This is a genomic window from Myceligenerans salitolerans, from assembly GCF_017349295.1.
In the GTDB taxonomy this organism is placed as follows: Bacteria; Actinomycetota; Actinomycetes; order Actinomycetales; family Cellulomonadaceae; genus Myceligenerans; species Myceligenerans salitolerans.
Genome location: NZ_JAFMPK010000027.1, coordinates 387576 through 410741, shown reverse-complemented (window position 1 = coordinate 410741; position 23166 = coordinate 387576). Strand labels below are relative to the sequence as shown.

General features: G+C 72.0%; 26 protein-coding genes. 18 read left to right on the top strand and 8 right to left on the bottom strand.

Annotated elements, in window-relative coordinates:
• The 5 genes from J0911_RS07205 to J0911_RS07185 form a co-directional block, all read left to right on the top strand.
• Positions 1-1367: replication initiator (locus J0911_RS07205; protein ID WP_207274746.1), on the top strand; the 1367-nt coding region annotated here is incomplete at its 5' end.
• 14 nt (positions 1368-1381) lie between these two features.
• Positions 1382-1627 (top strand): helix-turn-helix transcriptional regulator, encoded by a 246-nt coding sequence (locus J0911_RS07200; RefSeq protein WP_207274745.1) that lies wholly within the window; start codon positions 1382-1384, stop codon positions 1625-1627.
• On the top strand, positions 1627-2814 hold the full coding sequence (locus J0911_RS07195; RefSeq protein WP_207274744.1) for a tyrosine-type recombinase/integrase: 1188 nt from the start codon (positions 1627-1629) through the stop codon (positions 2812-2814). Before J0911_RS07200 ends, J0911_RS07195 begins: the two co-directional genes overlap by 1 nt.
• Before the next feature lie 274 nt (positions 2815-3088).
• A complete protein-coding gene (locus J0911_RS07190; protein WP_207274743.1) occupies positions 3089-3922 on the top strand; it encodes an ABC transporter ATP-binding protein in 834 nt (277 codons plus the stop codon).
• Positions 3919-4644, top strand: a complete 726-nt coding sequence (locus J0911_RS07185; protein WP_207274742.1) for an ABC transporter permease — start codon at positions 3919-3921, stop codon at positions 4642-4644. Before J0911_RS07190 ends, J0911_RS07185 begins: the two co-directional genes overlap by 4 nt.
• A 93-nt stretch (positions 4645-4737) precedes the next feature.
• Here the strand turns inward: J0911_RS07185 and J0911_RS07180 are convergent, their stop codons facing one another.
• Positions 4738-4836: a 30S ribosomal protein bS22 gene (locus J0911_RS07180; RefSeq protein ID WP_003792170.1), complete on the bottom strand. Its 99-nt coding sequence runs from the start codon at positions 4834-4836 to the stop codon at positions 4738-4740.
• Positions 4837-5196: 360 nt separating this feature from the next.
• Positions 5197-6375, bottom strand: a complete 1179-nt coding sequence (locus J0911_RS07175) for an acetoin utilization protein AcuC (protein ID WP_307864956.1) — start codon at positions 6373-6375, stop codon at positions 5197-5199.
• 169 nt (positions 6376-6544) lie between these two features.
• On the opposite strand from J0911_RS07175, the gene J0911_RS07170 reads away from it, so the two are divergent.
• Together J0911_RS07170 and J0911_RS07165 are read left to right on the top strand one after the other, a co-directional pair.
• Positions 6545-7948, top strand: coding sequence for a TrkH family potassium uptake protein (locus J0911_RS07170; RefSeq protein WP_207274741.1), 1404 nt, complete (start codon positions 6545-6547; stop codon positions 7946-7948).
• A 124-nt stretch (positions 7949-8072) separates the two neighbouring features.
• Positions 8073-8744, top strand: coding sequence for a potassium channel family protein (locus J0911_RS07165; protein WP_207274740.1), 672 nt, complete (start codon positions 8073-8075; stop codon positions 8742-8744).
• Between the two features lie 55 nt (positions 8745-8799).
• On the opposite strand, the gene J0911_RS07160 is transcribed toward J0911_RS07165, so the two are convergent.
• Positions 8800-9600 (bottom strand): HAD family hydrolase, encoded by an 801-nt coding sequence (locus J0911_RS07160; RefSeq protein WP_207274739.1) that lies wholly within the window; start codon positions 9598-9600, stop codon positions 8800-8802.
• 116 nt (positions 9601-9716) lie between these two features.
• Here J0911_RS07160 and J0911_RS07155 point away from each other — a divergent pair, with 116 nt between their 5' ends.
• Both J0911_RS07155 and J0911_RS07150 read left to right on the top strand, forming a co-directional pair.
• Positions 9717-9971, top strand: coding sequence for a glutaredoxin family protein (locus J0911_RS07155; protein WP_207274738.1), 255 nt, complete (start codon positions 9717-9719; stop codon positions 9969-9971).
• A 60-nt stretch (positions 9972-10031) separates the two neighbouring features.
• Entirely contained in the window at positions 10032-10685 is a 654-nt protein-coding gene (locus J0911_RS07150) for a redox-sensing transcriptional repressor Rex (protein ID WP_207274737.1), read from the top strand.
• A gap of 130 nt (positions 10686-10815) precedes the next feature.
• Here J0911_RS07150 and J0911_RS07145 read toward each other — a convergent pair whose 3' ends face one another.
• Positions 10816-11367 carry a YceI family protein gene (locus J0911_RS07145; RefSeq protein WP_207274736.1) on the bottom strand — a complete coding sequence of 184 codons (552 nt, stop codon included), beginning with the start codon at positions 11365-11367 and terminating at the stop codon, positions 10816-10818.
• Between the two features lie 178 nt (positions 11368-11545).
• Between J0911_RS07145 and J0911_RS07140 the strand changes: the two genes are divergently transcribed.
• The gene (locus tag J0911_RS07140; RefSeq protein WP_207274735.1) at positions 11546-12037 is read left to right on the top strand and encodes a MarR family winged helix-turn-helix transcriptional regulator; all 492 of its coding nucleotides are present in this window, start codon (positions 11546-11548) and stop codon (positions 12035-12037) included.
• 118 nt (positions 12038-12155) lie between these two features.
• On the opposite strand, the gene aqpZ is transcribed toward J0911_RS07140, so the two are convergent.
• Entirely contained in the window at positions 12156-12950 is a 795-nt protein-coding gene (gene aqpZ, locus J0911_RS07135) for an aquaporin Z (protein ID WP_372434848.1), read from the bottom strand.
• A gap of 211 nt (positions 12951-13161) precedes the next feature.
• On the opposite strand from aqpZ, the gene J0911_RS07130 reads away from it, so the two are divergent.
• Genes J0911_RS07130 through ccsB form a run of 5 tightly spaced genes read left to right on the top strand, consistent with a single transcriptional unit; the run spans position 13162 to position 18183 of the window.
• Positions 13162-13806, top strand: a complete 645-nt coding sequence (locus tag J0911_RS07130) for a histidine phosphatase family protein (protein WP_207274734.1) — start codon at positions 13162-13164, stop codon at positions 13804-13806.
• Positions 13803-14528: a TlpA family protein disulfide reductase gene (locus tag J0911_RS07125; protein ID WP_207274733.1), complete on the top strand. Its 726-nt coding sequence runs from the start codon at positions 13803-13805 to the stop codon at positions 14526-14528. Before J0911_RS07130 ends, J0911_RS07125 begins: the two co-directional genes overlap by 4 nt.
• Positions 14528-15352, top strand: a complete 825-nt coding sequence (locus tag J0911_RS07120) for a cytochrome c biogenesis CcdA family protein (RefSeq protein WP_207274732.1) — start codon at positions 14528-14530, stop codon at positions 15350-15352. The genes J0911_RS07125 and J0911_RS07120 overlap by 1 nt, the downstream gene beginning before the upstream one ends.
• The gene (resB, locus tag J0911_RS07115; RefSeq protein ID WP_207274731.1) at positions 15352-17187 is read left to right on the top strand and encodes a cytochrome c biogenesis protein ResB; all 1836 of its coding nucleotides are present in this window, start codon (positions 15352-15354) and stop codon (positions 17185-17187) included. Before J0911_RS07120 ends, resB begins: the two co-directional genes overlap by 1 nt.
• Positions 17188-17190: 3 nt before the next feature.
• Positions 17191-18183, top strand: coding sequence for a c-type cytochrome biogenesis protein CcsB (gene ccsB / locus J0911_RS07110; RefSeq protein WP_207274730.1), 993 nt, complete (start codon positions 17191-17193; stop codon positions 18181-18183).
• Positions 18184-18265: 82 nt separating this feature from the next.
• Here ccsB and J0911_RS07105 read toward each other — a convergent pair whose 3' ends face one another.
• Both J0911_RS07105 and J0911_RS07100 read right to left on the bottom strand, forming a co-directional pair.
• Positions 18266-18469 carry a PLDc N-terminal domain-containing protein gene (locus J0911_RS07105; protein WP_207274729.1) on the bottom strand — a complete coding sequence of 68 codons (204 nt, stop codon included), beginning with the start codon at positions 18467-18469 and terminating at the stop codon, positions 18266-18268.
• Between the two features lie 80 nt (positions 18470-18549).
• Positions 18550-18963 (bottom strand): PLD nuclease N-terminal domain-containing protein, encoded by a 414-nt coding sequence (locus J0911_RS07100; protein WP_207274728.1) that lies wholly within the window; start codon positions 18961-18963, stop codon positions 18550-18552.
• A gap of 124 nt (positions 18964-19087) precedes the next feature.
• Here J0911_RS07100 and J0911_RS07095 point away from each other — a divergent pair, with 124 nt between their 5' ends.
• Both J0911_RS07095 and J0911_RS07090 read left to right on the top strand, forming a co-directional pair.
• On the top strand, positions 19088-19357 hold the full coding sequence (locus J0911_RS07095) for a DUF4229 domain-containing protein (protein ID WP_207274727.1): 270 nt from the start codon (positions 19088-19090) through the stop codon (positions 19355-19357).
• A 149-nt stretch (positions 19358-19506) separates the two neighbouring features.
• Positions 19507-20376 carry a 1,4-dihydroxy-2-naphthoate polyprenyltransferase gene (locus J0911_RS07090; protein ID WP_207274726.1) on the top strand — a complete coding sequence of 290 codons (870 nt, stop codon included), beginning with the start codon at positions 19507-19509 and terminating at the stop codon, positions 20374-20376.
• Between the two features lie 40 nt (positions 20377-20416).
• Here J0911_RS07090 and J0911_RS07085 read toward each other — a convergent pair whose 3' ends face one another.
• Positions 20417-21538, bottom strand: a complete 1122-nt coding sequence (locus tag J0911_RS07085) for a DUF3048 domain-containing protein (protein WP_207274725.1) — start codon at positions 21536-21538, stop codon at positions 20417-20419.
• Between the two features lie 261 nt (positions 21539-21799).
• Between J0911_RS07085 and J0911_RS07080 the strand changes: the two genes are divergently transcribed.
• The gene (locus tag J0911_RS07080; protein WP_207274724.1) at positions 21800-23125 is read left to right on the top strand and encodes an AMP-binding protein; all 1326 of its coding nucleotides are present in this window, start codon (positions 21800-21802) and stop codon (positions 23123-23125) included.
• Positions 23126-23166: the final 41 nt, after the last annotated feature.

Genomic DNA, 23166 nt, shown 5'->3' with positions numbered 1-23166 from the left:
ACGCGGACCCGCACCCGCACGACCTCGACGAAGCTCGCTGGGCCGACGACGGCGGCAACCTGGCCCCCGCACGCCGCATCCGCCGCCGCACCGTCTCACGCTCTACCCGCCACCTGGAGGGCTTTCCCGACCTGCCCAAGAAGGCCATGGGGCAGGGCACCACGGGGGCGGTGTTCGTGGATGAGAAGACCGGCCGTGAGCACCGTCCCTCGATGTTCCTCACCCTGACGCTCGGCTCCTACGGCAAGATCCGTGACGGCGTGCCCGTCGACCCGGCCTCGTACGACTACCGGCGTGCCGCGCTGGACGCGCTCACGTTCTCCCGGCTGGTTGACCGGTTCTGGCAGAACATGCGCCGCTGTGCCGGATACAAGGTCCAGTACTTCGCTGCTGTGGAAGCCCAGAAGCGCCTGGCCCCCCACCTGCACGCCGCCGTGCGCGGTGCGATCCCTCGGGCGACCATCAAGGCCGTTGCCGCTGGGACCTACTTCGCCGCCTGGTGGCCTTCGGTAGACGTGGAGGTCTACACGCCCGACGACCCCGAAGGCATGCCCGTATGGGATGCGGCGCTGGGCGGCTACGTCGACCCCGGCACCGGGGAAGTCCTTCCCACCTGGGATGAGGCGACCCGCGACCTCGCGAAGCCCGCACACGTGGCAACCCTCGGGAAGCAGATCGACATCAAGGGCCTGCTGGGTGGCACCCCCGACAGTGACCGGGCGGTGCGGTACCTGTGCAAGTACCTCACCAAGTCCATCGCGGGCACCTACACGCCGGCCGAATCCCTCGACGGCGACGACGTGGTGCCAGACCCTGCCTGGGAAGCTCTCCAGGCGGCTCGCGCCGCCGACTATGAGGCACACGTAGACCGGCTCCACGCGCACACCTCCGTGCTGCCCTGCTCGCCCGAGTGTGGCAACTGGCTGCGCTACGGCGTCCAGCCCAAACACCCCACCGCTGGCCTGTCGGCTGGCTGCCTGTCGCCCGCTCACGAGCGGGACAACCTCGGCCTTGGCGGGCGGCGTGTGCTGGTCTCGCGGCAGTGGTCGGGCAAGACCCTCACCCAGCACCGGGCCGACCGCGCCGCCGTCGTACGTGAGGTCCTGCAAGCCGCGGGCATCACTCCCGAAGACGCCGACCGGCTCGCCGCGTCCAAGACGCTCCCGGACGGCACGGCCCGGTTCGTGTGGCGAGAACCCGACCACATCGCCGAGACCACCTACGTCGACGTGATCGCGGCCTCGCTCCGGCAGGCCATGACACGCCGTGCCCAGTACGACGCCGCGAAACAAGCGGCCTCGCCTCCAGGCTCGGGCCCTCCATCGGGGCCTGTGGATAACCGTTCGGCAACCGCGTACGCGGCATGAGGGAAGGGGCAGTCATGGCAGGCAAGAACTACCGGAACAAGACCAAGAACCCCCACAACAACCCGCCCGCCGTCGTCGCCATCGACGAGCTGTGGACTATCGACGAGGTCGCCGCGTTCCTCCGCGTCCCCGTCGCCACCCTCTACCGGTGGCGCACCCACAACGACGGACCCAAAGCCGCCCGCATCGGCCGACACCTGCGCTACGCCCGCGTCGACGTCATCACCTGGTTGCGCGCCCAACAGGACGAAGCCGCCTGATGGGCTCCGTCGAAAAGCGCACGCGCAAGCTCGCAAATGGCAGAACTAAGACCTTCTATGTCGCGCGATGGCGGGAACCGTCCGGGCGTCAAGCTACAAAGTCATTCCCGAAAAAGGGTCTCGCTGAGGACCATGTCACGGAGATGGAAAGCGACGTTCTGCGCGGTGACTATGTTTCTCCCACGGCGGGGGAAGTGACGTTCAAAGAGTATGCAGAGGCGTGGCTTGGCGCTCAGACATTCAACCCGACGACACGTCGACAGGTTGGGAGCTACTTCAAGGTCCATGCATATCCCGCGCTCGGGCATCGGGCACTGAACGCCGTGAAGCCGTTCATGATTCAGGCGTTCATTCGTGGGATGTCGGTAGCGGACGATACGAAAGCCCTGATTCTCGTTCAGGTCTCGGCGGTCTTCTCGGCGGCGGTTGACGACGAGCTGATCCGGAAGAACCCGTGCAAGGCCAAATCCGTGACCAAGCCCAGGTCGCAGCAAAAGAAGATCGTCCCGTGGGCACCCGAGCAGGTCTTTGCCGTCAGGGATGCGCTGCCCGATCGGTACAAGATCCTCGTGACACTGGGTGTAGGGCTCGGGCTCCGTCGTGGGGAAATCTTCGGGCTCGCGGTAGAGGATTTCGACTTCAAGCGCAAGGTGGTCTCCGTCCGGCGTCAGGTGAAGCTCCTGGGTGTTCGGGTTTTCGCGCTTCCGAAGAATGAGAAGACTCGTGAGGTGCCGCTACCTGCCGAGGTCGCGCGCGAAGTGAAGGCGCACATGGCGAAGTATCCGCCGGTCGCGGTCACGCTGCCGTGGAAGGACGTTGACGGAGACCCGGTGACGGCGCGGCTGATCCTCACGAACTCGCGGCACAACGCGATGATCGGATCGGTTGTCACGCGGGACCTTTGGCCGCCCGCGCTCACAGCCGTGAAGATCCGTCCAGGTCGCGAGAACGGATGCCACATGCTCCGTCACGTGTACGCCTCGACGCTGCTGCATCACGGCGAGTCCATCAAGGCGTTGTCGGAGTACCTCGGGCACTCGTCAGCGGGCTTCACGCTGCGCGTGTACACCCACCTCATGCCGGGCAGTGCCGAACGGACCCGTCGAGCCGTCGACGAGATGTTTCGTGTAACCCGTGTGGAACGCGTGCCCGACGAAGATGCGAATGACCAGGTCACAGCGGCGTAGCGTCCACTACTGGAACAAGAAGCGGGCTGGGGCGCGTACGTCCTGACGCCCTCGGGAGACGGTGGCCGGCCCGCGACGACATCCGTGTGACGTCGGCGCGGGCCGGCCGCTCTTCTCGTTCCGCCAGCGCCCGGCTGGTACGCCGGCCGTACCGGCGCCCTTCGACGTGGCGGCGCGCCTACCTGCTCGAGTCGCTCGGGCCGCCGGGACGTTGCGCACCGGACTCAGCGCCCCTCCTGCATCTCGGTCCGGACCGGGGGGCACAATTGTTCACGTGAGGCAGAATCCGTCCGAGGCGCGGCCCGCGGCCGTCCGCGTCGCGGGGCTGCGTGTCGTGCGCGGCGGCCGGCCGGTCATCCCGGGCCTGGACGTCGAGGTGCCCGCCGGGTCCGTGGTCGGACTGCTCGGGCCCTCCGGCTCCGGCAAGACGACCCTCCTGCGCGCCGTCGTCGGCGTGCAGGCCCAGGTCTCCGGCACGGTCGAGGTCCTGGGCGAGCCGGCGGGTTCCCCGTCCCTGCGGCGCCGCGTGGGCTACGTCACTCAGGACGCGAGCGTGTACACGGACCTGACCGTCGCGCAGAACCTGGACTACTTCGCCGCGCTCGCCGGGATCCCGTCGCGCGGGCGGAAGGCGGCCGTCGCCGCGGCGATGTCCGACGTCGACCTCGGCGGTCACGAGAAGCAACCCGTCCGGACACTCTCCGGCGGGGAATGTTCGCGCGTGTCGCTGGCGGCGGCGCTCGTGGCGGACCCCGAACTGCTCGTGCTGGACGAGCCCACCGTCGGCCTGGATCCCGTGCTGCGGCGCGACCTGTGGGAGACGTTCCGTCGGCTCGCGGCCTCGGGGAAGTCGCTGCTCGTGTCCTCGCACGTGATGGACGAGGCGACGCAGTGCGACCGCCTCCTGCTGCTGCGCGAGGGCGTACTGGTCGCCGACATCACGCCGCGGGCCCTGCTGGAGGAGACCGGCGCCCCCGACGCGGAGCGGGCGTTCCTCGCCCTGATCGACGCGGCGAACGCCGTGGGGGCCGACGGCAGCAGTCCCGCCGCCGGTGGCGTACCCGGCGCCGCGGCGACCGGTCGCGCACGCGAGGAGGACGGGCGATGAACCTGACCTTCGCGACCGCCGCTCGCGTCCTCGCTCAGCTTCGCGCCGACAAGCGGACGATCGCCCTGATCATCGTGCTGCCGTGCCTGCTCATCGGGCTGATCGCGTGGATGTTCGAGGACGAGCCGACGGTGCTGGACCGGTTCGGCCCGGTGCTCGTGGGGATCTTCCCGCTCATCGTGATGTTCCTGGTCACGAGCGTGGCGACGTTGCGTGAGCGGCAGTCGGGAACGCTGGAGCGCCTGATGACGACCCCGATCCGCAAGGGCGACTTCGTGGCGGGCTACGCGTTCGCGTTCGGGGTGCTGTCCCTGCTCCAGGCGGTGGTCGTGGTGGGCTGGTCCGTCTGGCTCGGGATGGACGTGGCGGGCCCGCTGTGGCTGGTGTTCGTGGTGGCGGTGCTGGTCGCGATCCTGGGCTGCACCCTCGGGCTCGCCGCGTCGGCGCTGGCGCGGACCGAGTTCCAGGCCGTGCAGATGATGCCCGCGATCGTGCTGCCGCAGCTCATCACCTGCGGGCTCCTCATGCCGCGCGATCAGATGCCCGAGGTCCTGGAGTGGCTGTCCCGCGTACTGCCGCTCACCTACGCGGTGGACGCGATGCAGCACCTGGCGGCCGGCGAGGAATGGGAGGGCATCCAGGGTTCGGTCGCCGTGATCGTGGCGTTCATCGTCGGCGCCGTCGTCCTGGGCGTCCTGACGCTTCGCCGCCGGACCGCCTGAGGCCGCCGGACCGCGTGACGGCGCGTGACCCGGACCGCGTGACGGCGCCGGGAACGACGAAGGGCCCGGCCGTGATGGCCGGGCCCTCGCGCGTCACTTCTTGTTGCGGCGCTGGTGGCGCGTCTTGCGAAGCAGCTTGCGGTGCTTCTTCTTGGCCATACGCTTGCGGCGCTTCTTGATGACGGAGCCCATGAGGTCCTCACTTGTCTGTGATGATCGGGCGGCCCGACACCGGGCCGCGGCTGACGTGATCCACGGTTGGTCCCGCGGACATACGCCGACCAACACGAGAAAGAGTCTGTCGGTCAGGATAACGGCAGATCCGACCACACCAGTAATCGGGCACGTGTGAGCTGCGAGGGGCCCACCGGTCCCGTGCCGCCGAGACGGTCGCGAAGACCGAGGAGGCGAGGCAGGATCGCTCGCAAGGCCGAGCCCGCCGGCGGCGCCCCGGGAGCGGCCGGCGGCGCCCCGGAGTGCCCGCAGGGTCCAGCCCGGCGGCGTCCGGGAACGCCCGCAGGGCCGGTTGCGGCGGCTGCGGAGAACTCTGTCTCAGTCGTGATGCGGGTCCAGGCCCAGCAGGGGAAAGACAGCCTTGCGGGTGGCCTGGACGGCGCGGTCGACAGGATCGGCCGGGTCCCAGCCGTCCTTCCAGGGCCGCCACCCGACCGGCTCGGTCGAGCCGAGCGTGCGGGCCGGTTCGATCTCCGAGACCTCGAGGGCGACCGCCCGCCAGTCCGCGGGCAGGGGCATCCCGGCCGTGAGCGGCGCGTGCGCGGCCTCGGCGACGAGTGACGCCCAGACGAGCGGAACGACGTCGACCACGGCGTATCCGCCGCCGCCGAGCGCGAGCCAGCGTCCGCCGGTGAGCTCGTGTGCCAGGGCGTGCACCCACTGCTGCGCGGTGCGTTGTGCGTCGACGTCGACGTCGAGGTGCGAGAGGGGGTCGTTGCCGTGCGCGTCGCAGCCGTGCTGCGACACGATGACGTCGGGCCGGTGCTCCCGGACCACGGCGGGCACGACGGCGTCGACGGCGCGCAGCCACTCCGCGCCGTGCGTCCCGGGCGGCAGCGAGACGTTGACCGCGGTGCCCTCGCCGCGCCCGGCGCCGACGTCGCCGGGATACCCGGTGCCGGGGAACAGCGTGCGACCGTCCTGGTGCACGGACACCGTGAGGACCCGTGGGTCCTCCCAGAAGGCCGCCTCGACGCCGTCACCGTGGTGGGCGTCGAGATCGACGTACGCGACGCGGTCGGCACCGAGATCGAGCAGCCGCCGGATCGCGGCGGCGGCGTCGTTGTAGACGCAGAAGCCGGCCGCCGCTCCCCGCTGTGCGTGGTGCATCCCGCCCGCGACGTTCACACCGTGGTCGATCTCGTGGCGCCAGACGGCTTCGGCGAGTGCCACCGATCCGCCGACCTGGCGTGCGGCGGCGTCGTGCATGCCGAGGAACAGCGGGTCGTCCTCCGTGCCGAGGCCCCGGACCGGATCCGGTTCGAGCTCGGTCGACGCGCGGCGGACCGCGGCGAGGTAGGCGTCGTCGTGCACGGTGCGCAGCACGTCGTCGGAGGCGGGTTCGGCGTCGGCGACCTCGAGCGTCGGCAGATCCGGCAGCCGGAGGGCGTGGATCAGCCGCATCGTCAGGTCGAGCCGGACGGGGGCCATGGGGTGCCCGGGCCCGAAGTCGTACTCCAGGAGTTCCGGGCTCCAGGCGAGGCGGGCGCGGTGCACGCCTCCACGGTAGCCGAGATCGTTGTTCTCGCATCGACCCGTCCGCTGGTGTGTTCGGTGGTGCCGTCGGGACCTCGCCGGGCCGGATGCGCCGCGCGCGGGCCGCGGCGGGGATAGGGTCCGATGAGCGCCACGGGCGCGCGAGGACTCGAGGAGGACAGGCACGGCGATGAGGTGGCTGCGTGCGCGGCTGTACGCGCTCCGGGAGATGGTCGACGAGGTCGCGCGGCACAGCCCGGCCCGGCTCGCGATCGTGGTGTTCGCCGCCGTCATCGCGGTGTTCACCGCGTTGTTGCTCGCGCCGTGGGCGACGGCGTCGGGCACGTCGGCCGAGTTCGTCGACGCGCTGTTCACCGCTGTCTCGGCGGTGTGCATCACGGGGCTCGTCGTGCAGGACACCGCCACCTACTGGTCCCTGTACGGGCAGATCGTCATCCTGGTCGGGATCAAGGTCGGCGGCCTGGGGATCATGACGATCGCCTCGATCATCGGGATGGTCGTCTCGCGGAGGATCGGGCTGACGCAGCGGTTGCTGACGGCGTCGGAGACGAAGACCAGCAAGCTCGGCGAGGTGGGGTCGCTGGTGCGCACCATCATCGTGACGGCCACGACGCTCGAGCTCGCCATCGCGCTGCTGCTCTTCCCGCGGTTCGTGGTGATCGAGCAGGACGTGGGCAGCGCGGCGTGGCACGCGGTCTTCTACGGGGTCTCGGCGTTCAACAACGCGGGCTTCATCCCGACCGAGCACGGGCTGCTGCCGCACGTGGGCGACTGGGGCCTGGTGCTCCCGGTGGCCCTGGGGGTGTTCCTCGGCTCGCTCGGGTTCCCGGTGATCCTGAACGTGTACCGGGCACTGCGTGAGGGACGCAGCCGCGGTTTCGGGAGGCGCTGGGGCCTGCGGCTGACGCTCCACTCGAAGCTCACGCTGACCACGAGCCTCGCCCTGCTGGTGGTGGGCTCGGTGGTGATCGGCATGCTGGAGTGGCGCAACCCCTACACGCTCGGGCCGCTGGACTGGCCGAGCAAGATCCTCGCGGCGCTGTTCGCCGGGGTGATGCCGCGGTCCGGCGGCTTCAACACCGTCGACGTGGGCGGGATGGAACAGTCGACGTGGCTCGTCACCGACGCGCTGATGTTCGTGGGCGGCGGGTCGGCGTCGACGGCCGGCGGCATCAAGGTGACCGCCCTGGCCGTGATCCTTCTCGCGATCGTCGCCGAGGCGCGGGGTGACCGTGACATCGACGCGTACGGACGCCGGATCCCCTCGGACGTCCTGCGGCTCGCGCTCGGCGTGACGTTCTTCGGGGCCACGGTCGTGCTGCTCACCAGTGTCACGCTGCTGCACATCACCGACTACACGTTGAGCCGGGTGCTGTTCGAGTCGCTCTCCGCGTACGCGACCGTGGGCCTTTCCACGGGCATCACCGCCCATCTGCCCGACACGGCGAAGTATCTTCTGAGTGCGCTGATGTTCGTCGGGCGCACCGGAGGGATCACCTTCGCCGCGGCGCTGGCGCTCCGGGACCGGCGACGCATCGTACGCTTCCCCGAGGAGCGGCCGATCATCGGGTGAGCCGAGGGCTCTGCCCGGCGAACCGGGCAGCGGCGGCAGGGCCGGGGCGGGACGGGACGGCCGTAGGGGTCGTGCCGGCCGTCGTACGCGTGGTCGACGCGCGAGGAACAGGAGAGGGAACACCGTGGCGGAGAAGAAGGGTCCCGACCGCGAGGCCGGGGTACTGGTCATCGGGCTGGGCAGGTTCGGCTCGTCGCTCGCGACGACGATGGACCGGCTCGGCCAGGACGTACTGGCGGTGGAGAAGGATCCCACGCTCGTGGCGCAGTGGTCGGGCCGTATCCCGCTCGTGGAGGCCGACGCCTCCAACCCCGAGGCGCTCGAACAGCTCGGGGCGAAGGACTTCGGGGCGGCGGTCGTCGGGGTCGGGTCCTCGCTCGAGGCGTCCGTACTGATCACGGGCAACCTCGTGGACCTGGGCACGCCGCAGATCTGGGCCAAGGCGATCTCCGCGGAGCACGGCCGCATCCTCACCCGGATCGGCGCCCACCACGTGGTCTTTCCGGAGTCCGACGCCGGTTCGCGGGTGGCGCACCTCGTCAGCGGCAAGCTCATCGACTACATCGAGATCGAGGACGGCTTCACGATCGTCAAGATGCGGCCGCCGAAGGAGATGCAGGGTTTCACGCTGGCGCAGTCGAACGTCCGCCGGAAGTACGGGATCACGGTGATGGGCGTGAAGTCGCCGGGGCAGGACTTCGTGTACGCGACGCCGGAGACCCGCGTCGCGGCGAACGACCTGCTGGTCTGCTCGGGTCACGCGGAACTCCTGGAGCGTTTCGCGGCGCGACCCTGAGTCGGGAGTCCCGCGCCGCAGAGCTCGGGACCTGGCTCACGGTGCCGCGCCGGGTTCAGAAGGTGCGGCCCCGGATACGGCGGCGCAGCGCTCGGATCACCAGGCCGAACACCCAGGCCGCGCCGGCCCACGACGCCGTGCGGACGCCACGGCCGACGAGCCGCCGCGGGCGGCCCCGGAACTCCCGGATGGGCCAGCCCACGTCCTGGGCGTGCCGGCGCAGCCGGATGTCGGGGTTGATCGGGCAGGGGTGCCCGACGGCGTCCATCATCGGCAGATCGTTGAGCGAGTCCCCGTACGCGTAGCTGGCCTTCAGATCGATGCCCTCGGCCTCCGCGAGTTCGCGGACGGCCTCGGCCTTGGCCGCTCCGTGCATGAGGTCGCCGACCAGCCGGCCGGTGTAGAAGCCGTCCTCGTGCGCGGTGACGGTACCGAGCGCACCGGTCGCGCCGAGACGTCGTGCGATGAGCTCGGCGATCTCGACGGGCGTGGCCGTGATGAGCCACACCTGGTGTCCCGCAGCGAGGTGTTCCTCCAGGAGCCGGCGCGTGCCCGGGAAGATCCGCAGCGAGAGGACCGTGTCGTAGACCTCCTCGCCGAGCGTCGTCACCTCGGCGACCGTGCGACCCGCGATCAGTTCGAGCGCCCGGTTGCGGACCTCGTCGATCTGCTCCCGGTTCTCGCCGAACAGGAGGTAGCGCGCCTGGATGAGGCCGAACCGCAGCAGGTCACGAGTCCGGAAGAAGCCGCGCTGGTAGGCGGCGCGCGCCAGGTGGAACGCGCTTGCCCCGCGGATGATCGTGTTGTCGACGTCGAAGAAGGCCGCGGTGGCGGGTACGGGTTGCGTCGACGACATGCGCCTCACTCTATCGGCGCCCGGGCGTGCGGAGTCGCACGTGAGGAGCGGCTCCGGGAGGCCCACGGGGCAGTCCGCGCCGCCGCGGCCCGCGACCGCCGTCGTAGGCTCTGCTCGTGACCACCTCCGAACCCCGCGTCGTCCTGTACACCCGGCCGTCCTGCCACCTGTGCGACACGGCCCGCGGCGTCGTCGAGACCGTCACGGCGGACGCGGGCGCGGGCTGGCGCGAGGTGGACATCTCCGAGGGCCCGGACGCCGACGCTCTGACCGCGAAGTACGGGGAGTACGTGCCGGTCGTGGAGGTGGACGGTGTGCAGCAGGGATTCTGGCGCATCGATCCGGCACGACTGGCCCGTCTCCTGGCATGATCTGACGAGCAAAGGAGCGAACCCGGCGGACGTCGTCGTCCCGGGGAAGGAGCGAGCTGCGTGGCCGAACTCAGCGAGAACGCTGTCCCGGCGGCGACCGTCGGTCGTCTGCCCTACTACTTGCGCGCCCTGCGGGACCTGGCGGACGAGGGCGTTCCTCTGACGTCGTCGTCGGAACTGGCGGAACGTTCGGGCGTGGGCTCGGCGCAGCTGCGCAAGGACCTGTCGTTCCTCGGTTCGTTCGGTACCCGCGGGGTCGGCTACGACGTGCAGTCGCTCGCGGACTACATCAAGGCCGCCCTGGGGCTCGAGTCCGAGCATCGGCTGGCGATCGTCGGTATCGGTAATCTCGGTCACGCGCTCGCGAACTACTCCGGTTACACCCAGCGCGGCTTCCAGGTCGCGGCGCTGCTGGACGCCTCGCCCGACGTCGTGGGAACCGAGGTGGCGGGGATCAGGGTGGACGACATCGCCGACCTCACCCAGGTGATCACGCAGCGCCGGGTCTCCATGGTGGTGCTCGCGACGCCCGGTGGTGTGGCGCAGGGCGTGGCCGAGCAGGTGGTCGCGGCCGGCGTGCGGGAGATCCTGAACTTCGCGCCGACGGCGCTCCAGGTGCCCGACGACGTGGTGGTGCGCTCGGTGGACGTCGGCGGGGAGCTCCAGATCCTGGCGTTCCACGCCGCGGCCCGGGCAGCCGGGGCCCAGGACTGAACGGGCGGCCCGGCCCCTGGCCGGCGGCGGCCTCCGGCCGGCGGTGCGGCCCGGCTCGGGCCGTCCACCAGGGCCCGGCCACCTGCCGCCCGCGGCCGGGCGGTCCGCGGCCGGGCCGCCTGCGGCGGGATCAGCCCTTCGCGATCGCCGAGACGTCGAGGGTGATCTTCACCTTGTCGCCGACCAGCACGCCGCCGGTCTCCAGCGCGGCGTTCCAGGTGATGTCGAAGTCCTTGCGGTTGATCTCCGTGCTCGCCTCGAAACCCACCCGCTCGTTGCCGAACGGGTCCTTCGCCGTACCGGTGAACTCGCCGGCCAGCTCGACGGCCTTGGTGATGCCGTTGATCGTGAGATCGCCGGTCACGACGATGTCGGTGCCGTCCAGCGACACGTTGCTGGACCGGAACGTCCAGGAGGGGTTCTCGTCCGCACCCCAGAAGTCGTTGCTGACCAGGTGCTGGTCCCGGCCGGAGTCGCCGGTGGAGACCGACTTCGCGTCGAGCTCGGCGGTCACGTTCGACGACTCCACGTCCTCGCCGACCGTGATGGTGCCCGACGTGATGTCGATGGTGCCGCGGACCTTCGCGATCCCCGCGTGCCGCACGGAGAAGGCGGCGGTGGAGTGGGCGGTGTCGAGCTCGTAGGTGCCCGCGGTGATGCCGGCGGGAAGCGGGGTGGCCATGGTTGTTCTCCTCGGTTGTCGTGCTTGCGGCGACGGGGCTCGGAGCCCCGGAAAGATAGTTGATATCTCAACTATCACACGGGGCCAACATACTCCGCTCCGTAAAGTATTCCCAGGGCCGGGCGTGATTCGCTCGGTGATGAGGCGGGGGACAGCATCCGAGGAGGTCGACGACGGTATGGGCGAGACGAACGGTGTGCACTGGCTCGACGACGGTCAGCAGACCGCGTGGCGCTCGTTCCTCGTGGGGAACGCCAGGTTCTTCGAGGCTCTCGGCGCCGCGCACGACGCCGAGCTCGACCTGAGCCTGGGGGAGTACACCTTGCTGGTGCAGCTCTCGGAGCAACCCGACCGCACCCAGCGCATGTCGGCGCTCGCGGACGGTCTCGTGCTCTCCCGGAGCCGACTCACGCACACCGTGACGCGCATGGAGGGCCGCGGCCTGGTGAGCCGGTGCCCGGCCGACGGGGATCGGCGCGGTGTGAACTGCCGCATGACCGACCTGGGTCACGCCGCCCTGGTGGCGGCCGCGCCCGGTCATGTGCGAGCGGTACGGCGACTGCTGGTCGACGTCCTCGAGCCGGACGAGCTCGAGGCTCTCGGCCGGATCATGGGCAAGATCGGCGTGGCCGCCCGCAGCGAACTGACCGGGGCCGCGCGCGACTGCTGATGCCCGGCCCGGGGTCGCCGCTCCGCGGTCCCGACGCCAGGACACCGCGCCTCGGGACGCACGAGTGGCCGGGGACCCCGTGATCCCCGGCCACTCGTGCCTGCGCGGGCCCGGAGCCTCAGCCCTCGGCGGCGGTGGCGCCGAACAGCCCCTTGTACGCGAACCCGGCCACGAGCGCGCCGAGAACCGGGAACACGAGGAACAGCCAGACCTGTCCCAGCCACTCGCCACCGCCGTAGACCGCCGACGCGAGCGAGCGCGCCGGGTTCACGGAGGTGTTCGTCACCGGGATCGAGATGAGGTGGATCAGGGTGAGGGTGAGACCGATCGCCAGTCCGGCCATGGCGGGGGCGGCGATCTTCGCCGTGGCGCCGATGATGACGAACAGGAAGACCGCCGTGAGAATCGTCTCGACGAGGATCGCCGAGCCGATGCCGTACCCGCCGGGCGACAGCTCGCCGTACCCGTTCGAGGCGAACCCGCCGTCGCGGGCGGCCGCGAGGGCTCCGTCGCCGCCCGCGAGGATCGCGGCCAAGGCGCTGGCGGCGACGAGCCCGCCCACCAGTTGGGCGACGATGTACCCGCCGGTGTCCCGCCACGCGAACCGGCCCGCGGCGGCGACGCCGAGCGTCACGGCGGGATTGAAGTGCCCGCCCGAGATCGGCCCCATCGAGTAGGCGCCCACCACCACGGTGAGGCCGAACGCGAGCGCGACGCCGAGGAACCCGACGCCGAGGGTGTTGCTCTCCGGGTCCGGGAAGTTCGCGGCGAACAGGGCCGTCCCCACACCGCCGAAGACGAGGATGAACGTCCCCAGGAACTCGGCGGCGAGGCGGGCCACCATGCCGGGTGACCGGGCGACGATCGGCGGGGTCGCCTCGGGCGACGACGACGTTCTCGACGAGGCATTCATGGTGTCCTCCTGAAGGGATGCGCCGGGAACCCGAAAGGTTCCCGTGACGGCGATGAATGCGGGATATCGACGCTTCGGACGCTACGGCCGGCGCGGCGGGGCGGCGCGAAATTCCGGGCTTCCGGCGAGTCCGGGAAAATCACCGGACAGTGGCTCACACCACGACCGCCGGGTGGCGAACCACCCAGGATCCGATGGGACACTGAGGGTCATGGTCTCCACCACCGTCCACCTGCTCCGTCACGGCGAGGTCCACAATCCCGAGGGCGTGCTGTACGGCCGCCTGCCCGGCTACCGTCTCTCGGACCGCGGCCAGGAGATGGCCGCACGCGTCGCCAAGCACCTGTCCGGCCGGGGCCACGACGTCACCGTGGTGATCGCCTCGCCGATGCAGCGGGCACAGGAGACGGCCGCGCCGATCGCCGAGGCGTTCGGCCTGGAACTGGGCACGGACGATCGGCTGATCGAGGCGCAGAACCACTTCGAGGGCAAGCGGTTCGGCGTCGGTGACGGTGCGCTCCGGCGGCCGGCACACTGGCGGCACCTGTGGAACCCGTTCCTGCCGTCCTGGGGCGAGCCGTACACGGAGCAGGTGCGGCGGATGCACGGCGCCATCGAGACCGCCCGGCAGGCCGCCGAGGGGCACGAGGCCGTGCTGGTCAGCCACCAGCTCCCCGTCTGGCTCACCCGCTGCTCGCTGGAGGGCCGTCGTCTCTGGCACAACCCCCGGCACCGCCAGTGCAACCTCGCCTCCCTCACCTCCCTGCGGTTCGAGGGCGACCGGTTCACCAGCCTGCACTACAGCGAGCCGGTGGCCGACCTGTACGACGGCGTCCAGCAGCTGCCCGGCGCATGAACCCCGTGACCGACGCCGTCCGCCCCGCGGACGAGCTCTCCGCCCCGGCCGCACCCGCGGGGTGCGCGCAGACTTCCCCGGGAGCCGGCCCCGCCGACCGTCGTCGGCTCCGGACCGCGCGGACTCCCCGGGGCCGTGGCAGGGCGGCGCGACTCGTCGCCCTCGCGGTGGCCGCCACCTGCGCGGGAACACTCGCCGCGTGTACCGCGGCCGACTCGGGCGCGGGCGACGTCGCCGGCCAGGGCTACGTCTCCGGTGACGGCTCGGTGCAGAGCTGGGACGCCGGCGACCGCCGGGGCCCCGTGCGGATCTCCGGGACCGACTTCACGGGTGAGACGCTCGCCACGAGCGACTGGGCCGGCGACGTCGTCGTCCTCAACACCTGGTACGCGGGCTGCCCGCCGTGCCGGGCCGAGGCGCCCGACCTCACCGACCTCGCGAACGAGTACGCGGATGACGGCGTCCGCTTCCTGGGCATCAACACCGAGGACGACGCCGCGACCGCGCAGGCGTTCGAGCGCACCTTCGACACCCCGTACCCGAGTCTCGAGGACCGTGACGGCCGCGTCGTGGCGGACCTGTCCGGCGTCGTGCCGCTGCAGGCGGTGCCCACCACGGTGGTTCTCGACGGCGAGGGCATGGTGGCCGCCCGCGTCATCGGCGAGGTCGAACGCCCGACCCTGGAGGCCCTGATCGACGAAGCCCTCGGCGAGGAGGCCTGATGGACGCCGGATCGCTCGCGTTCAGCGGATCGCTGCTGCTCGCCGTGCCCGTGGCCGTGCTCGCCGGGCTGGTGTCGTTCGCCTCCCCGTGCGTCCTCCCCCTCGTGCCGGGCTACGTGGGCTACGTGAGCGGCATGTCGGCCGCCGCGGCGGGAGCTTCCGGGACGGCGGCCGCGCGGGGCGCGGGCGGTTCGGGGACGACGGCGATCGCGGGCGGCGCGGCCACGGAGCAGCGGGTCGTGACGGGGCGGGGCCGGGTGCTGGCCGGGGTCGCCCTGTTCGTCGGCGGGTTCACGGCGGTGTTCGTCACCCTGATGGCGGCCGCCGGTGCCGTGGGCGTCTACCTGGTGCGCTGGGAGGACGTGCTGTTCCGCGTGCTCGGTGTGGTGGTGATCGTGATGGGCCTGTCGTTCATGGGCCTCGTGCCGTGGCTGCAGCGCGAGGCGAGGCTGCACGTGGCACCGCGCACCGGGCTCTGGGGCGCACCGGTGCTGGGCTTCGTCTTCGGGCTGGGCTGGACGCCGTGCATGGGGCCGACGCTCGCCGCCGTCCAGACGCTCGCGCTCGACGAGGCGTCGGTGTGGCGCGGGGCACTGCTCGGCGTGGCCTACTGCGTGGGGCTCGGCGTCCCCTTCCTGCTGGTCGCGCTCGGTGCGACGGCGTCGGACCGGATGATGGGCTTCCTGCGGCGCCACCGACTCGCGGTGATGCGCGCGGGCGGCGCCCTGCTCGTGGTGATCGGGCTGGCCCTGGTGACCGGTCTGTGGGGCGTCCTCACGTCCTCCCTCCAGTCCTGGATCAACGGAACGTGGACCATCCTCTGATGACGGACGACCAGAAGCCGGGTGCCGACCTCACGGCGCGGGCCCGGCCGCGACCCGGCCGTTACGTCCCCCACGGCATCGACGACGAGTTCGCCGAGGACGCCGGGGCGACCGTCCCGCCGTCGGGCACGGCGGGTGACGGCGAGCGCGGACGCGAGCCGGCCCTGCCCGGGATCGGCGTGCCCGGGATGCTGCGGTGGACGTGGCGTCAGCTCACGTCGATGCGCGTGGCCCTCATGCTGCTCATGCTGCTCGCGGTCGCGGCCGTGCCCGGGTCGATCCTGCCGCAGCGGGACCAGGACGCCGGCGCGGTGGCCGAGTACCTGGGCGACAACCCCACCCTGGGCGAGTGGCTCGACCGGTTCGGCTTCTTCGACGTGTACACGTCGGTGTGGTTCTCTGCCGTCTACCTGCTCCTGTTCGTGTCCCTGGTGGGCTGCATCGTGCCCCGGACGGGGGCGCACTGGCGGGCCCTGCGGGCCCGGCCGCCCCGCGTTCCCTCGCGGTTCGCGCGCTTCCCGGCCCAGGCGAGCGTGACCACCGATCTCGCGCCCGGCGACGTCGTCGACCGCGTCGCGACGAAGCTGCGCGGGCCGCGCCTCCTGCCCACCTTCCGTGTCGACCGGCGCGGCGAGCCCGCACGCGGGGGCCGGCCCGCCGCACGCACCGTCAGCGCCGAACGCGGCTACCTGCGCGAGACCGGCAACCTGCTCTTCCACCTCGCGCTCCTGGGCCTGCTCGTCTCCGTGGCGATGGGACAGATGTTGCACTACCGCGGGCAGGCGATCGTCACCGAGGGGCGCGGGTTCGCGAACGCCGTCGTCGACTACGACACCTTCGACAAGGGCTCGTGGTTCCAGGCCTCGTCACTCGTGCCGTTCTCCATGACGCTCGACGCGTTCGACTCCGAGTTCGCGAGCGAGACCGTGGCGTTCGCGCAGGCCAGGGACTTCACGGCGCATGTGACGGTCACCGAGCCCGATGGCACCCGGCGGGCCGAGCAGATCAAGGTGAACCATCCGCTCGTCACGGACGGCGCCAAGATCTACCTGCAGGGCAACGGCTTCGCCCCCGAGATCACCGTGACCGACGCCGACGGCGAGGTCGCCTTCTCCCAGCGGGTGCCCTTCCTGCCCGAGGACCAGATGTACACCTCGCGCGGCGTCGTGAAGGTTCCCGACGTGTCCGGCGGTGACCAGATCGGTCTGATCGGGTACTTCCTGCCCACGGCCGTCGTGGACGACGACGGCAACGCCCGCTCCACCTTCCCCCAGCCGCTCGACCCGCTGCTCGTGCTCGAGGTGTACCGGGGCGACCTCGGGCTGGACGACGGCGTGCCGCGAAACGTGTACCAGCTCGACACCGCGTCGCTCACGCCGTCGGTCGACGAGAACGGGGACCGGCTCAAGCTCCTGGTGCGCCCCGGCGAGAGCGTGGAGCTGCCCGACGGGCTCGGTACGGTCCGGCTCGGCGAGGACGTGCCGCGCTACGTCGCGCTCGATCTGCGCCACGACCCGTCGCTGGCCTTCGTGCTGACGTTCGCCCTGCTCGCGCTCGGCGGACTGGCGCTGAGCCTGTTCACGCCGCGGCGCCGGGTGTGGGTGCGGGCCGTCGTGTCCGACGACGGGACTACTGTGGTGGAGGCCGCGGGGCTGGCGCGCGGGGACGACACCGGCCTCCAGGGCGAGGTGGACAGGGCCTTGTCGGTGCTCCCGGTGAGCGACGCGGCCGACGAGCCACCGAGGGCGGGTCCGGCGGACGACGCCGGGGGAGCAGGGCGAGAGGCAGGGCCGGACACCGGATCCGCTGCCCGGGACGAGACGACGAAGGACTGAGACATGGAGATGGCGAACCTGAGCGTGCTGCTCGTGTGGGCGGCCGCCACGGCGCTCGCGATCGCGATGGTCGCGTTCGCGGCGGATCTGGCGCGCCTGTCGGGCGCTCGTGTGGCGGAGCGCGACACCGCGCGTGAGAGCGCGATGGTCGGGGCCGGAGCGGGACGGGTCCGGGGTGCACCGGCGCCGGGCGCGACGGCGGGCCGCGGGCCGGGCGACGGGCCGGAAGGCGATGCCGTGTCCCGGAAGGGCGCCGGGATCGGGATGTCCCTGTCCTGGCTGGCCGCCGCCATGCTGCTGGTCGCGATCGTGCTGCGCGGCATCGCGTCCGGGCGCACCCCGTGGGCCAACATGTACGAGTTCACGCTCGTGGGCACCTTCGTGGCCGTGGCCGTGTTCGTGGGTGTCTGCCTCGTCCGTGAGGCGCGGTTCCTCGGGGCGTTCGTCACCGGGCTGGGTGCCGTGTTCCTCGTGCTCGGGCAGAACGCGTTCTTCGTGGCCGCGACCGGCGTGCAGCCGGCGCTGCAGAACTACTGGCTCGTGATCCACGTCGGCGTGGCGATCATCGCGACCGGCATCTTGACGGTGGCGTTCGTGACGTCGGTGCTGCAGCTCCTGCGGGACAGCCGCGACGAGGGCACGCCGTGGCTCGGCCGGTGGGGCTGGCTGGACCACACGCCGTCGCCGGGAACCATGGAAGCCCTCTCGTTCCGGCTGAACGCCGTCGCGTTCGTCCTGTGGACCTTCACCATCATCGGCGGAGCGATCTGGGCCGAGGACGCGTGGGGACGCTACTGGGGCTGGGATCCCAAGGAGGTCTGGTCGTTCGTGGTGTGGGTGGTCTACGCCGCGTACCTGCACGCCCGGACGACTCGCGGATGGTCCGGCAGGCGGGCGGCCTGGTTCGTGGTTGCGGGGTACGCGTGCGTCCTGTTCAACTTCACCGGGGTGAACCTGATCTTCAACGGGCTGCACTCGTACTCAGGGCTGAGCTGACGGCCTGCCGGGCCCCTCGGCGGGCCGGGACGCGCCCGGCGGCCGCGGGGCCCGTGAGCGGTTCCCGCGGCCGGGGCCCGGCTCAGCGGTCGAGACGGCCCGTGTGGCGCACGACCGTGCGGACGTAGATCCATGCCACCGGGCCGAGCACCGGGACGAGCACGATGAGCACCCAGGCCCACCGGGGGAGGCCCGCCCGCTCGTGCGGCGGTGCGCCGAGCACGTCCACGAGCGCATAGACGAGGAGTCCCACGGCGAGGATCGGGAGGCCTACGCGGATCAACATGCGTCCAGCGTATGCCCCGGTTCCGGGAGCGCCGCGGGAACCCGGGCCGGTCCGGCGCCGGGCGCCGGTCCGAGGGGATGTCAGTCGGAGGAGTCCTGCGGGCGGTCCGGGCGCGACCCGTCGTCGGAGTCGTCGTGCCGCTCCTCGGCACGGCGACGCTCCTCACGTTCCCTCCGGCGCCGGGCCTGCTCCAGGAGCCACATGTACTCCGGGTCGTCCTCCGGGCCCGCGGGGACCTCGTCGGCGGGCGGCGGTGCCGCTGTGTCGCCGCTCACGCGTTCCCAGGGTGCCGCCGCCCGGCGCCCCTTGCGGCGGCGTGCCAGGAAGGCCAGGACGATCCAGGCGATCGAGCCGATCAGGGGCAGCAGGATGATCGCTCCGACCCACAGGGCCTTGGGGATGCCATGGCGTTCCTCGTCGTCGGACTGGGCGACATCGACCAGGGTGTACACGACGAGGGCGACGTAGAGGACTCCGAGCAGAAGGGGACGCACGTCGCTGAGGCTAATCGCTTCCGGGGCCGCGAGTCTCCTCCGGTGTGTCCGCCCGGAGTGAACCCGCCACGTACGGTCCGGGGCCGCGGTCCCCGGGGGCGGGCGGGAGACCTACCATGGTGTGGTGCCCCTCGTGACCTACACCGTGCTGCGCCTGGCCCTGTTCGCCGGTGCGCTCGGCCTGCTGTACCTCGCCGGTCTGCGCAGCTGGCTGCTCGTCGGGATCGCCGCCGTCGCGGCGCCGGCCCTGTCGTACGTCCTGCTGAGAGGCCCCCGGGACGCCGCCGCCACATGGCTGGCGGACCGGCGCGCGCGGCGCGGCCTGACGGCGGGCGCGGCGGCGGATGCGGACGCCGCCCATGAGGACGCCGTCGTCGACCGTGCGACCGAGTGAGCGGCGTGCGCTGAGCCGCTGGACCCCGCGGCCCGGACCGCCGGGGCGTGCGGTCGCCGTGCGGCGCCCCGGAACTGCCCGCGGTGCTCCGGAACTGCCCGCCGCGCGGGCTCGTTGACCTCGTCAGACAGACACGAAGGAGCGCACGCATGGCGACAGCCGCCGAGTGGATCTCCGGGGCGCGTCCCCGCACGCTGCCCGCGGCTGCCGCGCCCGTCATGGTCGGCACGGGCGCCGCGGCCCAGGTGGACTCGTCCGCGTGGCTCCCGGCCCTGCTCGCGCTGGGCGTCGCCCTCGCGTTGCAGGTCGGGGTGAACTACGCCAACGACTACTCGGACGGCGTCCGGGGCACGGACGTCGACCGGGTGGGGCCGATGCGGCTCACGGCGTCCGGTGCCGCGACCCCGCGAGCCGTGAAGTACGCCGCGTTCGGCGCGTTCGGCGTGGCGGGCGTCCTCGGCGTGGCCCTGTGCGCGGTGAGCGGTCACTGGTGGCTGCTCGCCGTCGGCGTCCTGTGTCTGCTCGCCGGCTGGTTCTACACGGGCGGACGCCGGCCGTACGGGTACGCGGGGTTCGGCGAGGTCGCGGTCTTCGTGTTCTTCGGCCTGGTGGCGGTGCTCGGCACCACGTACACGCAGGCCGACGTCGTGACGTGGCCCGCGCTGCTGGGCGCCGTCGGCGTGGGGCTGATCGCGTGCGCCCTGCTCATGGTGAACAACCTGCGAGACATTCCGGGCGACGTGCTCGCCGGGAAGAAGACCCTGGCGGTACGGATCGGGGACTACCGCGCTCGGCGCGCCTACCTGGGACTGCTGTGGATCCCGGTGCTGCTCGGCATGGCGTGCGCCTTCTGGTCCCCGTGGTCGTTGCTGGTGGTGCTGCTCATCGGCCCGGCGGCGCTGCTCACCCTGCCGGTCGTCGCCGGTGCGCGCGGCAGGCTGCTCATCCCGGTCCTCGCGGGGACGGGCCTGTTCGAGCTCGGCTACGGCGTTCTGCTGGGGCTCGGCCTGGCGCTCTGACCCGCTCCCGGACCTCGGTCGGGAGCTGTCGGCCGTCCGTTCAGGGAACGGCCCAGGAGCCCGACGTCCGCGGGACCAGCTCCACCCAGGTGTTCCCGGGGACCAGCTTCGCCGGCTCACCGTTCTCGAGCTCGAGCCGGATCGGCGCGCCGACGCGGCCCTTCGTCCAGCGCACCTTCACCACCTTGCCCCCGGACGCGAGGAACCCCTCGCCCGAGCCGACGAGCTTCGTCTCCGGCACGTGGGCGCCGCTCGGATCCGTGTACGGGGTCATGACCACGTCGACCTCGATCGCGACGACGTTGCGGGCACCGTGCCGCACCCCCGACATCGACATGGAGGGGGCGCCGCCCTCGCTGCGTTTGTAGGTGCGGCTCCCGCCGTCCCAGTACCAGTAGCTCGTCTGCCGGTTCGACAGGCGCACCTTGAGCGTTCCCGCCTTGCGTCCCTTCGCGACCGCCGAACCCTTGCCCTTCCCGTGCGCGTAGGCGAACTGCGCCGGTGGCGGGGAGAACAGCCGCAGATCCTCCCGCTCCTGGGCCAGGAACACCTTCGGCCGGCCGATCACGTTGTGCGGTGCCGGGCGGCTCGGGTCGCGGGAGAAACCGGCGTGCCCGTCGTCCATGATCACGGACTGCGTGGACACCCGGTTCACCTTGTCGATGAACGGCAGCTGACCGCCCGAGTACGCGAGGATGCCCTTCATCGGCGCGACGATCGCCGCGTCCATGGGCCGGACCGACCGCACAGGTTCCACGGCATCCGGCAGGGTCGAGTGGTAGGTGGCGACGAAGCGCGTGATCCCGCCCTCGACGACCTCCTCCCAGACGATGTCCGCATGCTCCAGGCCGCGCGTGGGCCGTGCCTCCGGCGCGTTCTCGATCTTGACCGAGACGGCCGGCCGCTGCATCTTCGCCTCCTTGCCCTCGACCCCTGTGAGCGGCCAGTACACCGGCTTCGGAACGGGTTTCGGCGGATCGGTCTTCCGGACGACCGTCTCCGCCGCCATCGTCGCGGTGGGTGTGGGCAGCGGCTCCGGCTCGTCCCACGGCCAGGCCAGGTCGTGCCCCCAGGCCGTGGTGCAGGCGCTCATCGTGATCGCCACCGTCATGACCACGGCGACCACCCCGGCCGCTCGCTGCTGTCGCAGCGTCCGTCTCATCTCTCCTCCGGGTCCGCGCTCGGTGCTCGTCCCCGGCCGCCTCGGGGACTGGCGCCACACCCTAGCGGGTTTCACCCGGCCGGCGGTGAAGCATGTTCGCCCAGGTTACGCCGTCGAGGCCGTGCCGTGCCGCGCCGAGCTCGTGCCGCGCCGCGCCGGGCTCGTGCCGCGCCGAGCTCGTGTCGCGACGAGGCCGTGCCGCGCAGAGGCCGGACCGGTGAGGCCCGGCAGGCCCCGCGCGCGGCCTCGTAGGCTGACCGGGTGCGAGACGAACTGGAGGTCGCGGTCGCGGCGGTCCGCGAGGCCCTGAACGGCGGTGCTCCCTATGCGCCGCAGCCGCTCCTGGCCGATGCGCCGCCGCCCGAGGGCACCGCGCTCGTCGTCCGTACCTCCGGCTCGACCGGGACGCCACGCGAGGTGGCGCTCTCCGCCCGGGCGCTCCGCGCCTCCGCGGCCGCGACGCACGAGCGTCTCGGCGGGCCCGGCCGGTGGTTCCTCGCCCTCCCCGCCACGCACGTGGCGGGCCTCCAGGTGGTCTCACGCTCGATCGTCGCGGGCACGGCAGCCGGCGGGGGAGCCGCAGGCCCGTTCACCGCCGACGGCTTCGCCGTCGACGCCGGGAAGTTCCTGGCCGACGGCGGCGGCTCGCGCGCCTACGTCTCCCTCGTGCCCACCCAGGCCCACCGGCTCGTCGAGGCCGCCGACGCCGGCGCCCCCGCCGGCCTCGACACGCTCGCCCGGTTCGACGCCGTACTCCTCGGCGGCGCCGCCACCCCGCTCCCGCTCCGCACACGCCTGCGCGCCGCCGGCGTCCGCGCCGTCGCCACGTACGGCATGTCCGAGACCTGCGGCGGCTGCGTGTACGACGGCGTCCCCCTGAGCGGCGCCCACGTCCGCCTCGCGCGGGACGTGCCCGGCACTCCCGGTGCACCGGCGACCGCCTCGGACCGGGCTCGAGGCTCGGCGCCCGGCGTCATCGAGATCTCCGGGCCCTTCCTGGCCACCGGCTATCTCGGGGACGAGGACGCCACCGCGGCCGCCTTCCGCACGGACCCCGACGGCAGCCGCTGGTTCCGCACCTCCGATCTCGGCACCCTCGACCCCGGCGGTCGCCTCACGGTCCTGGGCCGCGCCGACGACGTCGTCGTCACCGGTGGCGTGAACGTCGCGCCGGCGGCGGTGGAGGCGGCGCTCGCGGAGCTCGGAGAGGTCTGCGTGGTGGGTGTCCCGGACCCGGAATGGGGCCAGTCCGTCACGGCTGTCGTGACCCGCCCGCCGGCAGGACGCCGAGCGGTCGGTCCGAAGTCGAGCGGTCGGTCCCCCGGGCGACCGACCGCACGGACATCCGACCGACCGCTCGACATCGGACCGACCGCATCCACGATCGAGGTGGCGCCCGCCTCCGCGGAGCTGACCGAGCGGGTGCGGCTGCTGGTGACACGGCGACTGGGTCGTGCGGCGGCTCCCCGCCGGGTCTTCGTCACGGACGCCGTCCCGCTCCGCGGCCCGGGCAAACCCGACCGCTCCGCTCTGGCCGAGGCGCTGGCCGCCGCCATGGCCGGCTCAGCAGTGCCACGGCGACGGTGAAGGGCTGTGCGGCGGGATCGGCCCGGGCCGAGCCCGCGGCG

What these genes read in the sequence shown, in the direction of transcription:
- J0911_RS07125 (WP_207274733.1), top strand. Translation starts at nt 13,803, where the DNA reads ATGAACCCCGTGACCGACGCCGTCCGCCCCGCGGACGAGCTCTCCGCC.
- J0911_RS07195 (WP_207274744.1), top strand. Translation starts at nt 1,627, where the DNA reads ATGGGCTCCGTCGAAAAGCGCACGCGCAAGCTCGCAAATGGCAGAACT.
- J0911_RS07090 (WP_207274726.1), top strand. Translation starts at nt 19,507, where the DNA reads ATGGCGACAGCCGCCGAGTGGATCTCCGGGGCGCGTCCCCGCACGCTG.
- J0911_RS07160 (WP_207274739.1), bottom strand. Translation starts at nt 9,600, where the DNA reads ATGTCGTCGACGCAACCCGTACCCGCCACCGCGGCCTTCTTCGACGTC.
- J0911_RS07200 (WP_207274745.1), top strand. Translation starts at nt 1,382, where the DNA reads ATGGCAGGCAAGAACTACCGGAACAAGACCAAGAACCCCCACAACAAC.
- resB (WP_207274731.1), top strand. Translation starts at nt 15,352, where the DNA reads ATGACGGACGACCAGAAGCCGGGTGCCGACCTCACGGCGCGGGCCCGG.
- J0911_RS07085 (WP_207274725.1), bottom strand. Translation starts at nt 21,538, where the DNA reads ATGAGACGGACGCTGCGACAGCAGCGAGCGGCCGGGGTGGTCGCCGTG.
- J0911_RS07180 (WP_003792170.1), bottom strand. Translation starts at nt 4,836, where the DNA reads ATGGGCTCCGTCATCAAGAAGCGCCGCAAGCGTATGGCCAAGAAGAAG.
- J0911_RS07140 (WP_207274735.1), top strand. Translation starts at nt 11,546, where the DNA reads ATGGGCGAGACGAACGGTGTGCACTGGCTCGACGACGGTCAGCAGACC.
- ccsB (WP_207274730.1), top strand. Translation starts at nt 17,191, where the DNA reads ATGGAGATGGCGAACCTGAGCGTGCTGCTCGTGTGGGCGGCCGCCACG.
- J0911_RS07130 (WP_207274734.1), top strand. Translation starts at nt 13,162, where the DNA reads ATGGTCTCCACCACCGTCCACCTGCTCCGTCACGGCGAGGTCCACAAT.
- J0911_RS07170 (WP_207274741.1), top strand. Translation starts at nt 6,545, where the DNA reads ATGAGGTGGCTGCGTGCGCGGCTGTACGCGCTCCGGGAGATGGTCGAC.
- aqpZ (WP_372434848.1), bottom strand. Translation starts at nt 12,950, where the DNA reads ATGAATGCCTCGTCGAGAACGTCGTCGTCGCCCGAGGCGACCCCGCCG.
- J0911_RS07145 (WP_207274736.1), bottom strand. Translation starts at nt 11,367, where the DNA reads ATGGCCACCCCGCTTCCCGCCGGCATCACCGCGGGCACCTACGAGCTC.
- J0911_RS07185 (WP_207274742.1), top strand. Translation starts at nt 3,919, where the DNA reads ATGAACCTGACCTTCGCGACCGCCGCTCGCGTCCTCGCTCAGCTTCGC.
- J0911_RS07105 (WP_207274729.1), bottom strand. Translation starts at nt 18,469, where the DNA reads ATGTTGATCCGCGTAGGCCTCCCGATCCTCGCCGTGGGACTCCTCGTC.
- J0911_RS07120 (WP_207274732.1), top strand. Translation starts at nt 14,528, where the DNA reads ATGGACGCCGGATCGCTCGCGTTCAGCGGATCGCTGCTGCTCGCCGTG.